Here is an 11,792-nt window from a genome sequence, read left to right as displayed (position 1 = left end):
CAATATTGGAGCTAAAAAAGCACGCGGGAAATATTTACTTTTCTTAGACTACGACACGAAAGCCGTCAATAAAAACTTCTTGGCAACAACCATTAAATATCTTGATCAACATAAAGATATTGGAGGTGGGCAATTAAAACTTTTGCGCCTTGGAACTAATAAATTTGATTCAGCCGGGGACAAGTTAACTCCTTTTGGATTTTTGGCAGAGCGCGCCCAGGAAGTGATCGATCAAAGTCAATTTGATAAAGTATCCGATATATTTAGCGGTAAAGGCGCGGCAATGATAGTTAGAAAAAAACTATTTCTAGAGCTTGGGAGATTTGATGAAAGTTACTTCATGTACTGGGAAGAGCCGGACTTAACCTGGCGCATCTGGAAAGCCGGGTTACGTTATGTTTTCTTACCCTTTGATACTGTCCATCATGCTTATGGCACAAAGCATAAACAAATTAGCAAAAAATGGGAAACTCAAATAACATTTTATGGCTGTCGTAATCATTTAGCAACCATGATTAAAAATGGTAATGGCTTAAATGGAGTAGTTATGTTTCTGACAGTGAGCTTTGCCTGGGTAGAGTTATTTGTTATGTTTTTGTTTAAGCTAAATTTTGCTAAAGCAGGAATGATTATTCTTGCCTATGTTTCCCTTATCACAAAATTACCTAAGCTGTTATTAAAAAGATCTTATTCGGATAATAGCTGGATGAAGCAAATACAAGACAAGAGACCATTAAAATGGTATTTTGGTAAAGGTATTTCTTATGTCTTAGGAAAACCGTATTAAGAATGGATAAATTATTTGAGAAAGTAGAACAGTTTCAAGCTCCTTCGACAATTTTATTTCGCAGTATCGAGCTAAAACTGTTAAAACAGCATCTTGCAAAGATTACCAAACCCAATGCAAGAATATTGGATTTGGGTTGTGGAGAAGGACTTACTGCCGCTATAGTGTTTAGCCGCAAACTAGACATTGGCTTAGATAACCACAAGTTCTTTGCTAAACTAGCAAAAGAAAGTGGTGTATACAAAAAGGTAATCATAGGAGATGCTCGAAAAATACCTTTACCCAATAAAAGCGTGGATCTAGTATTCTCTAACTGCGTAATTGAACACATTGGGCAAATTGACAAAGTTTTTAGTGAAGTCCACCGAGTTCTAAAACCAGGTGGAAAATTTGTTTTCACCACACCAAGTCATAATTTCTACAAATACAGTATCTTTTCTAAACTTGGCTTAAAGTACATCTCAAAGATTTATGGCAAACTAAGAGATAAAAAATACTCTCACTTTAATACTCACTCAATTGAAGAGTGGAAGAATATCCTAGCTAAACATAAGTTAATGGTAGATAAAGGATATTACTACATAACTAAGCAAGAAGCCGAGCTTTGGGATATATTACTCTACTTTCGTATTTACAAAGGCTACTTTAAAAACCTAATTTATAGCTACTATAAAAATGCAAAAAAAACAGATGACAAAGGAGCAACAGTCTGTATAATTGCTAAGAAATGAAAGTCTCTGTAATTATATTAAACTACAATGGTAAAAACTTTATTCAGAACTGCATTGATTCTGTATTAAAATCAAGATATCTAAATATTGAAATCATCGTCCTTGATAACGCATCCACCGATAACAGTTATCAACTACTTATCAAAAAATATGGCAATAAAACCAAGGTAAAGCTGTATCGCTCAAATAAACAACTATATTTTACTGGAGGCTGTAATTTTGCTGCAGAGAAAGCGACAGGAGAATTACTCTTTTTCTTAAATAGCGACACCACTGTTGAGAAAAACTGCATTAAGCACTTAGTAAGTTTTATTGGAAAGAATAATAAAATACTAGTTCAGCCAAAAATACTTCTTTATGACAAACCAAATATTATAGATAATGTTGGGGGAAGATATGATAATTTGGGCATTGCGCATGCAGTTGGAAGAGATGAAATCGACAAAGGACAATATAACCATAATACAAAATACGACTATGTAAACGGCACAGCATTTATTATTAATAGAGAATTATTTAATAAAATTGGCAGATTTAACACTAGCTTCCATTATTTTTATGAGGACGTTGATTTATGCCTACGAGCAAAACAAAATGGCTATGAATGCTGGTCTTGTTATGAAGCAGTTGTATACCATAAAGGCTCACTAACTTTTAAAAGAAATATCTCAATTAAAAAACAAAATTTCTACCATAGACGTAATCGAATAATAACAATTGTCAATAATTTAAACATACTTAAGATATTTACAGTTCTACCTATTCAAATAATTAGTGCTATTTTGCTACAAATATCTGATTTATTACCAAGACTCGTTCATAAAAGATTTAGCTTAATATTTACCAATTTACTCAAAAATAGTAGTGTTGTTTTTATTGGCAACAACATTACAAATGTCTTAAACCTTATTTTTGCATTATCTATGGCTCGCTTACTGGGACCCAAATATTACGGAGAAATGTTAGCCATATTTAGCTTATTGGCGATCGTTAATATCCCATCTGAAATGACAACAAACATAATGGCAAAATTCACAGCCGGATATAACTCTGAAAAACAACATTTCAATGCCATTAGCTTGTTTAATTATGGAAAAAGAAGGGCATTAATTATAGGTTCTATTTTACTAGGTGTTTATTACTTATTTGTGCCATTTCTATCATCATTTTTACATGTTTCAAAACTTCCAATGCTTATTTTTGGGTTAAGTATTCCCATAACTATGTTGGCCGCGGTTGGAATAGGAACATTGCAAGGATTGCAAAATTTCATTTCATTTACAACCTCTTCCATACTCGCTACAGCAAGTAAACTAGTTATAGGAATCGTGCTAGTTGTACTTGGTTTTTCTATTTCCGGTGTTTTTTCTGCTTTTTTAATAGGTACTATATTCACATATTTTTATGTAAATATGATAATTAAGAAAAAATACTCATCAATAAATGTAGAACCTTCAAAAAGCAATATACCTACTTCTGCAAAGGCTTTTGATATCAAAGACTCTATTTATAATTATGCAAAAACTTTCTTTATCACCACCTTATTATTTTCCATACTATCCACAATAGACTTGATCTTAGCAAAGCATTATTTATCAGCAGAAATTGCAGGACAATACGCAGCGTTGACAACAATTGGAAGGCTAATTACGTTAAGCAGTGCTCCTATTATCGCGGTAATTTTTCCGATGATTTCATCTTCTTACTCGGAAAAAAAGAGCAAAGAAACATATATATTATTAGCCGCATTGTCTATAATAATCCCTATATCTTGCATATTTTTGGTTGTCTTTAGAACAATACCCGAATATAGTATTGGTCTATTATTTGGAAATAAATTTATTAGTGTATATAATTATCTCGTATTTTATGGAATTAGTTCTACTCTACTTGTCTTAATTCAAACGTTTTTGAGTTATTTTTTAGCTAGAAACACAAAAACATTTATTTTCCCACTTTTATTTTTCACACTTCTGCAAATACTGCTAATCTATCAATTCCATCAAAATCTTTACTTTATTATTAGGTCAAATATAATTGCTTTTTCACTTCTACTAACTTCATTTTTAATTATATTTATAAATGATTATGTTAAGAAAAAATAAAATTGTATTTGTAACGCCATTTTACCTACCAGTATCTCTTTCGGGATCTGGCTTAGTTATCAAACAATATGCCGAGTCACTGGCAAATATGGGATATGATTGTAGTATTATTACTGCAAACGGATACAATACTCGCTGGTGGTATGATCCTTTTTTGGGAAAGCAGATAAGACAAAATTTTAACTGCATTAACGGCGTCAAGATTTATCGTCTACCTTGTCTCCATATTGCCTCTTTTATAAGCTTGATTCTGGTTAGATACTTAAAGATTTTTCTTCCAAAAATAATAACCAATAAATTAGAACTGCACTATTGCGGCCCTCATTTAATAGGTCTATCAAAACTTCTTAAACAACAAAAGTTTGATATTATATATTCATCTCCACTACCTGCATATATCAATAAACAAGTAATAGTTGCTACAAAAAATCTGGCTCCAAAACCAAAAATTATTCTTGGATCAAACTATCATGAAAAAATGTCTGATTTTAAAAACTCCCAACTACAACATATCTTTAACATTGTTGATAAAGTACATGTATCCACTAAGGCTGAAATTAACTCAATACAACAACAATTTAATGTACCAAGTCATAAATTTATTCATCTTCCTTACTTTATAAGCCAACCAAAAAACGAGGGGACTGTCCATATCAAGCAACTAGTAGAAAAATTTTCAAATAAATATGGACTTAGTAATAAGAAAGTTGTTCTTTTTGCAGGCAGCAAAATTAAACCCAAAGGAGCATATGTTTTATTACAAGCTATGAACCAGCTGTACAAGCAAGATAACTCTTATCGACTAATTGCTATTGGTAATAGCACCCCACATTGGAATGAAATTACCAACAATTTAAAAAGCAAGTTCTTAATAGATCTGGGGTTTGTTGATGACCATCTGAAAGAAACTGTCTTTGAAATATGTAATTTATATTGTATGCCTTCTATCTGTGAGTCTTTTGGGTTAACATATCTAGAGGCATGGTACAAAAAGAAACCTGTAATTGGCGCTGATATTCCACCTGTTCGAGAAATTATTCAACAAGCAAAAGGAGGATTGCTAATAGAATCCGGGAATACTGATCAACTTGTGCAAGCTATTTATATACTAACTACAAATAAAGAACTTAATCATAAACTCGGATTAAATGGCTACAAAACAGTATTGAATACTTACTCAGAAGCAAATATAATGCATAAATTTAAAAAACTCATGCTTAACTAACTCAGTGAAAATAGCACTAATCATTGGAGCTCTAAATACAAAAGGCGGAGGGCAACGTCAATTTCTACAACTTGCCCAAAACTTACAAAAAAAAGGCTATGAGATTACAGTATATACAATTAATTACAATCGTAAAAAATGCTATTGGAATTTGTGCAACAAGCTCAAAATATTGACACTAAAGCATGTCATAAGCAACAATATATTGAGCACATCAAGGTATCCGTTGTTGATTAAAATAAACCACTTTATTAATTTAGTAAAAATGGGATATACAGTTTCTCGCTATAATTACGACATATTAAATCCTCATGAGTGGCCAGCAAATTGGATCGCTTTTTTTGCCAAATTATTTAATTTTAAAAAGACAATAATTATCTGGACATGCAATGACTTATGGCATGTGAATAACTCAAAGGGTAGTAATTCTTTTGTTTCATTTGATCAAATTACTCGTCATATCGATATACTTTTAACTCGTACGTTAGCTAATGAAATCGTTGTTTTAGACAACAGAATTAAGCGATTAGTTAGGAAAATATATAAAAAACAAGCGTTTGTCATAAGAAGCGGTTTAGATAGAAATAAATTAAGACATTTCACTCAATCAAAACAACAATTTACAGACTTCAGAAAAAAATTAGAAGTAACAAATAAACAGTTACTAATTTTATCTGTAGGAATTTTTTTTCCTCACAGAAGATATGAAGACTCAATACTTGCAATAAAGAATATCATTAAGTCTCAACCTCGACTTAACAAAATTATTAAATATATTATTATTGGAGAAAAAAGCCTAAATTCTGACTACTACCAAAACACAAAAAACCTAATCAAACAGCTTAAACTAGATACTATTATAACTCTTATAACAAAATCCGTAGAAGAACATGAACTACTCAAATTCTATAATGCCTGCGATATCTTCATATTCCCTAACGACAAACAAACATGGGGTCTTGCAGTAACAGAAGCAATGGCATTAGGAAAACCCTGCATCGTATCTAAAGGCTCAGGAGTTCATGAAGTATTAACCGATAACAATAATGCACTACTCGTAGAACCACGACAACCAAATCTCATAACTGAAAGACTTCTTAAGCTTTCGAGTAACTGTCAACTGCGTAAAAGAATAGGGGAAACAGCACAAAATTATATACTTGCAAACTACTCATGGGAAGATTACACTCATAGCATGCTAAAAATATTCAATAGCATCAATATTGCATATGATAAAACTAATTAAGTCAACTTTTTACAAAGAAAAAGATACTAAGAGAAAACTATCAGCATTTATAAATAAAACCAAGCAATTAAGTTTTGGAAAAGAATGTAATAAATTCGAACATAGCTTCGCAAAGTGGCAAGGACGATCACACGCTATACTCGTTAATAGTGGAAGCTCTGCAAATCTCGCAGTAGTACAATCTCTTTTAAATCTCAATCTAGTAAAAAAAGGTGACCTTGTCGGTTTTTCATCAATTACTTGGTCAACAAATGTAATGCCTCTAATACAACTTGGTCTAAAACCAATTTCTATAGATATAGAGCTAGACACTTTAAATGTATCCAGCAAAAATCTTTTACGCGTGCTTAAAAAGAGCAATCTTAAACTTCTTTTTATTACTAATTTATTGGGATTTTGTGATGATTTAGACAAAATTGCAGAAATATGCAAAAAGAAAAATATCATACTAGTTGAAGACAACTGCGAAGCTCTTGGGTCTATGTATAAAGGTAAAAAGCTTGGTAACTATGGACTAGCCAGCACATTTTCATTTTATGTAGGTCACCATTTGTCAACAATCGAAGGCGGAGCCATTTGCTCCGACAACACAGAGCTTTCAAAAATGTTGAAAATTGTTCGTGCCCATGGTTGGGATAGAAACCTTACAACGACAGAACAAGGAAACCTTCGTCAGTCTCATAATGTATCAACTTCCTTCTACTCTAGATATACTTTTTACGATCTTGGTTATAATCTTAGACCAACTGAAATACAAGGATATATTGGCAATCTGCAACTAAGACACCTAGATAAAATAGTAAACATAAGAAATACCAACTATGATAGACTAGCGTCAAAATTATACCGTCTAACAGATAAATATCATCCTATAAAATCACATCACTTAGATATTCTTTCTAACTTCGCATTTCCACTTATTTGTAAAAATAATACTATTCGCAAAAAAGTAATTAACTCATGCAATAATAAAATAGAGATTCGTCCAATAGTTGGTGGAAATATAATAGAACAACCATTTTTCAAAAAGTATGTGACATCTCCACATGTAACATTACCAAATGCAACAATAGTCAATAATTTAGGACTATATATTCCTAATAACCCAGAACTTTCAGAGCGAGAAGTAAACCAGATGATTAATATTTTTGTATAGAAAAATCGAAAACCTCATATACGTCTTTTAATAAAAAGATATAAATAATAGGTTAAAATATAAAGTAGATAAAACATAAATAGAAACCAGCCTATGACAGATTTTGGATAATATGAAAACAGATAAAACATAAGAAAATTTTTTAATCTATGGGTGACGTTGTTGCGCCTCGCATAGACTCCACCAGTACTAATACAATGCGAAACCGCAACTTTAGGATCGAAAAGAAGTCTACGACCTACTTTTCGTATACGAAATGCCAGATCTACTTCGCACCATTCGCTAGTTCCAATATATTTCAGATCAAAACCATCTGCGACTTTCAGCACAGATCTGCGAATAATAAAATTACATGCCTCTAAATAATCTACTTCACGAGGTTTTATCTTTAGCGACTGGGGAAAATTAGACCCCGGTGACCACGCGCCTGATGGATATATTTTTCCAATCCCGAAACGTTCTCCTTGCATAAATAGATGAAAATATATTGTTGATAGAAAAGATTTTGATCTATGAAAATAAAAAACATCTCTATTATTAAGTAATTTATGTGGAATAATCGTTGGACCACTTACTCCAGCAACAGATTTAACTTTAAATGCCTCTTTTACTGATTTAACCCAGCCTTTGCTAACCACTACATCGTCATCTATCCAACCAACAAGTTTGGTATCGGCTTTCCTCCAGCCAAGATCTCGTATATACGAGAGATGGGCAATTCCATCAACTATAACTCTAATAGATAATTTTTTACTGTATTTGGCTATAACTCTTGGCGTATTATCATCTGAATCCCCGTCGATTATTAGTATTTTAAAATCAGGATCAGTTTGTTTGGATAAAGAATTTAGACAATCATCTAGGCTGCTTGAACGATTATAAGTAGAAACAACAATAGTCAGACTTGTAATATCATTTTTCACAATCTGATCGGACATTATTTAAAAATTTCTACCAGTTTCCCAAAGTTTGTCGGCTTGTATTTATCCCATTCTTCCTGCCTAACATATAGCATTTTGTAGGCAATTTTTTTCTGCCTCTCGCTTGCGTCTTGGCACCATTGTTCTAATCTTTTTATTTTTTCAATATCATTGAAGTCTTCACGTCCTTTTGTTTCCACGATATAAATCATTTTATTATCTATCTTTACGAAAAAATCAGGATAATAACTGGAAATCGCTCCACTGGAGTTTCTGTAATCAATTTTGAAATGAATTTCATAATAATTTTTTGCGAAAGAAAGCACATCATCAGCACTTTCCAAAAAATTAGCAAACTCAAGCTCAAAATCACTATCACCAACAATTTTATTGAACACGCTCTTTTTGGGTAATAAATATTTTTTATCAGTAACAACAAACGGTCTGGCACTACTCACTTTCAGATAGTTTTTTATTTCTGTATCGCCAACATCTTGTACAGTCAAATCGTTAATCTCCTTTTTAAATGTTTCCACGATAGTTTTTACTGCTTCCAATTCAGACAAATTCCTCAAAATATTTGCGTCATTGAGATCAACGCCTTCGCTAAACAAATCATCACTGATAAATTCTTTTACTTTGCCAAAAAGTATGTCGTAGCAACCAAAAAGGCGCAGTTCTTTCATTATTCTTTGCACAAAGAATCCGACGACGCTTTGATAGTTTGGTTCAACAGAGCTATTCAAAATTGTTGTATGGTGAGTTTTATCGTCAATTATTTCTTTAAAAACAATTTCTTTCTTTTCTTCCTCGCTAAATTCTTTTATTGAGATTTTTTTGTGCTTAAATCCCGCAACATTCAGCAAGTTAAGATTTTTATATTCTCTTTGTATTCTCGGCGTCAAAACCGGCAATTCAATGTCTAAGTTTTCAATATCTTTTTTTTCATTCTGATTATCAACTTCAATAACAGTCGGGGTAATTGGCGAGCCGGAGCGATCCATTTTTCTTTTTTCCAGCTCAACGCCTTCCGCCTTGATTGATTCCACAAACTCCATAAATGCGTGCGTACCGATAACGCTCACATATTCTTGCACCTCTTGGCCAAAAAACATTCGGCGCAGTCCGCGACCCAATGTTTGCTCCGGCAATATCTTTGAATCTGACCCATAAGGGCGCAAACCAACGATTGTCGTTACATTTTTGACATCCCAGCCCTCTTTAAGCATTAAAACGGATACAATCACCTTGTAAGGACTTTCCATGCTGTCTATCTCATTGGCTTTCTTTCTCAAATCCTGCAATTCTTTTTCTTTTTTGCCGGTAACAGTTTCCCAAATCTCACCGCTCTTGTTTGTGTGAATAGTTAAAACCGCGCCTTTTAGTTGCGGGTAGCTTTTTTCTAAAAACTCCGCCACATCATCGCAATTTTTTGTGTCGTCCGTCATTATGAAGAGAATCGATTTTTTGCCGGTCGGTTCAAGTTCTTTGTATGTCTTTTTCCATTCTTCAACTCCAAGCCGGATATAGTCCTCGTATTTTTCGGAAAATATTGAGCTTTGTTTTTCTTGCAGTTTTGCACGACTTGCCTGATCTGGCAAAACTGGATTTTTTACCACGCCTTGATGTATGGCTTCAACCAAAGGATAATCAGAAACGGTCTGCACAAAAATTTCCCCGCGATTGTTTTTTGGCGTGGCCGTAAAATCAATTTGTAAAGCTAATTTTTTGCCTTTTTGTAATAATCTGTTGTGTATATCTTCAATAGATTTAAACCACGCCATTTTTGGGTCGTGGATATGGTGCGCTTCGTCGTTGATAACCATTAACTCATCAACATCGCGGACAATCTCGCCCAAATCAATTTTTGAATCATTGGTTTTGCCGACTACCTTATCACCCAAAAAATAATCCGATGTATCATCATCTTCAAAACTTGGCTCAAAGATACTGCCTTCATAAACTCTATGAATATTGGTCAGAAAAATATTTCCCAATTTTGAAATCGTGCCGACTTCATCCTGTAAATGCAGTTTTATTTGAAAATCGTCCTGCCAGCTTTGTCCGCCATAACCGTTGTCAGGCAAAATCGGATCTTCATAAAATATTTTTAATCCTTCAAAATCAGCTTTTATTCTATCCAAAACAATGATGTTTGGGGTGATAAGCAAAAAATTTTTGGCCAGTTCTGAATTTTCCTCATAAAGTTTATGAAAATACGACCAAGCCAAAAGCAAACTCATGACTTTTGTTTTTCCGCTTCCGGTTGCCATTTTTATCACAAAGCGGAGCCAGTCCTCGGTAAACATATTCGGGCTTACTCGTCCTAATTTATCAAACTTAATCAAATCGTATTTATTGACGACTTTTTCAACATCATAAATCCAAATAACCGTTTCTACCGCTTCTCTTTGGGCAAAATAATACTGGAATGCAACGCTCGTGCCGTCTTTGGCATAAATTGTGTGCAATTCTTTAAACCACCAATTTAAAAGAGCTTTTGAGGTTTCGCTTGCGCCTTCATAATTTTTTTTTCGCCATTCGGCAACACGCTCTCGCAGTTCTGGTACAAAAGGAGGTAAAAGTTTTTCATAACCCTCTTTGCGTAAATCTTCATCTGCCGGAAACCACCTGATTGACGGATTAAGTATTTGAAATTTGTCTTTTGGAAAATTTTTGTGTAATGCCATAGCGTTTTATGTAAGTTTTTTCTTGCCTTTCTTTGTTGGTAAATAGTTTTTTTTTGAAACAATTGATCGTCCAAGTTTATTTTCCAGCTCTTTTCGGGCGTTCCCTGCAATTTTTCCACCAACTCTTGCATCATCTTTCAACTTATTAACACCTTTGGAATCCTCATTGCGGTGAATTTCTGTGGTTGACCTTTCACCCAGCATAGTAAAAATAAGTTCGAAATCATCCATATGATCTCGCAAGTTTTCTCGTTTTAAGCCTTTTACTTTCTTGTATTCACTCGGAGTTATACCAAAAGTAGCCTTAGAAATTTCCGCTGTCAATATTTCATAATCCCTTTGTTCTCTCGCACCTCTTTTTTGCCACTCATCTGTTAATTCCTCCCGAATTGCAATACCACGCATTCTTTTTTCTATCCAATCGTCTGGGTACCCTTTGAGTTTGTAAAGTATCCTAGTTCTTTTTGTTGCCAGTTCGGGATTTTCTATTTCTTTAACTCGTTCAAACCCTACTTTTGCCAGCCATCTCTTAAATGGTTCAGCTTTAGACGATGGGATAGATTGAATAATGCGAAAAATTCCCTCGGTATCGGCACAATCAGTTTTACGCATTTTTCCATCTTCTGCGGGAAGTTTCAACTGTTCCCAAAATGGGAACGGTTGGGACATTTCTATATCACGTTCTTTCATTTTTGCCCAATACGTTTTAGACTGAGGACTATCTGTAAGTACTGTGATAACATCCAAAATTGAAAACCACCACTCATTTTGAAATAGCTTTTTTCTAATTTTTTTGCCTTTAAATAATGCTATTTTTGTTGTTTCCATAGGATTAAATATTCACCTCAATAACCTTGGTCGTGTCGTTGCCGAATATATCAATCACCTTGATTGCAATTTTCATTTTGCTTTTTTGAGCGTCTTTGAAAGCG

10 protein-coding genes are annotated in these 11,792 nt (G+C 33.5%); 6 read left to right on the top strand and 4 right to left on the bottom strand.

The window, feature by feature from the left end; genetic code table 11:
- From CO050_05195 to CO050_05170, 6 genes are all read left to right on the top strand, one after another.
- Positions 1-787: hypothetical protein (locus CO050_05195; protein PJC30789.1), on the top strand; the 787-nt coding region annotated here is incomplete at its 5' end.
- A gap of 2 nt (positions 788-789) precedes the next feature.
- Positions 790-1,518 (top strand): hypothetical protein, encoded by a 729-nt coding sequence (locus CO050_05190; protein ID PJC30788.1) that lies wholly within the window; start codon positions 790-792, stop codon positions 1,516-1,518.
- Positions 1,515-3,623: a hypothetical protein gene (locus CO050_05185; protein PJC30787.1), complete on the top strand. Its 2,109-nt coding sequence runs from the start codon at positions 1,515-1,517 to the stop codon at positions 3,621-3,623. The genes CO050_05190 and CO050_05185 overlap by 4 nt, the downstream gene beginning before the upstream one ends.
- Positions 3,601-4,848 carry a hypothetical protein gene (locus CO050_05180; GenBank protein PJC30786.1) on the top strand — a complete coding sequence of 416 codons (1,248 nt, stop codon included), beginning with the start codon at positions 3,601-3,603 and terminating at the stop codon, positions 4,846-4,848. The genes CO050_05185 and CO050_05180 overlap by 23 nt, the downstream gene beginning before the upstream one ends.
- Positions 4,849-4,852: 4 nt before the next feature.
- Entirely contained in the window at positions 4,853-6,094 is a 1,242-nt protein-coding gene (locus CO050_05175; GenBank protein PJC30785.1) for a hypothetical protein, read from the top strand.
- Positions 6,078-7,250 (top strand): DegT/DnrJ/EryC1/StrS aminotransferase, encoded by a 1,173-nt coding sequence (locus CO050_05170; GenBank protein ID PJC30784.1) that lies wholly within the window; start codon positions 6,078-6,080, stop codon positions 7,248-7,250. Before CO050_05175 ends, CO050_05170 begins: the two co-directional genes overlap by 17 nt.
- Positions 7,251-7,264: 14 nt before the next feature.
- On the opposite strand, the gene CO050_05165 is transcribed toward CO050_05170, so the two are convergent.
- The 4 genes from CO050_05165 to CO050_05150 form a co-directional block, all read right to left on the bottom strand.
- Positions 7,265-8,188: a hypothetical protein gene (locus tag CO050_05165; protein ID PJC30783.1), complete on the bottom strand. Its 924-nt coding sequence runs from the start codon at positions 8,186-8,188 to the stop codon at positions 7,265-7,267.
- Complete coding sequence (locus tag CO050_05160; protein PJC30782.1) at positions 8,188-10,860, bottom strand: type III restriction endonuclease subunit R; 2,673 nt, start codon at positions 10,858-10,860, stop codon at positions 8,188-8,190. Before CO050_05160 ends, CO050_05165 begins: the two co-directional genes overlap by 1 nt.
- Before the next feature lie 6 nt (positions 10,861-10,866).
- Positions 10,867-11,688 carry a phage antirepressor protein gene (locus tag CO050_05155; protein ID PJC30781.1) on the bottom strand — a complete coding sequence of 274 codons (822 nt, stop codon included), beginning with the start codon at positions 11,686-11,688 and terminating at the stop codon, positions 10,867-10,869.
- A gap of 4 nt (positions 11,689-11,692) precedes the next feature.
- Positions 11,693-11,792: DNA methyltransferase (locus tag CO050_05150; protein ID PJC30780.1), on the bottom strand; the 100-nt coding region annotated here is incomplete at its 5' end.

This window comes from Candidatus Roizmanbacteria bacterium CG_4_9_14_0_2_um_filter_38_17 (assembly GCA_002788855.1).
Classification (GTDB): domain Bacteria; phylum Patescibacteriota; class Microgenomatia.
The sequence above is the reverse complement of the archived record's forward strand: the minus strand, read 5'-3'. Positions and strand labels throughout refer to the sequence as shown.

Bases quoted from the DNA above. Each gene is read 5' to 3' on its own strand.
- CO050_05190 (PJC30788.1), top strand. From the start codon at position 790: ATGGATAAATTATTTGAGAAAGTAGAACAGTTTCAAGCTCCTTCGACA.
- CO050_05170 (PJC30784.1), top strand. From the start codon at position 6,078: ATGATAAAACTAATTAAGTCAACTTTTTACAAAGAAAAAGATACTAAG.
- CO050_05165 (PJC30783.1), bottom strand. From the start codon at position 8,188: ATGTCCGATCAGATTGTGAAAAATGATATTACAAGTCTGACTATTGTT.
- CO050_05185 (PJC30787.1), top strand. From the start codon at position 1,515: ATGAAAGTCTCTGTAATTATATTAAACTACAATGGTAAAAACTTTATT.
- CO050_05155 (PJC30781.1), bottom strand. From the start codon at position 11,688: ATGGAAACAACAAAAATAGCATTATTTAAAGGCAAAAAAATTAGAAAA.
- CO050_05160 (PJC30782.1), bottom strand. From the start codon at position 10,860: ATGGCATTACACAAAAATTTTCCAAAAGACAAATTTCAAATACTTAAT.
- CO050_05180 (PJC30786.1), top strand. From the start codon at position 3,601: ATGATTATGTTAAGAAAAAATAAAATTGTATTTGTAACGCCATTTTAC.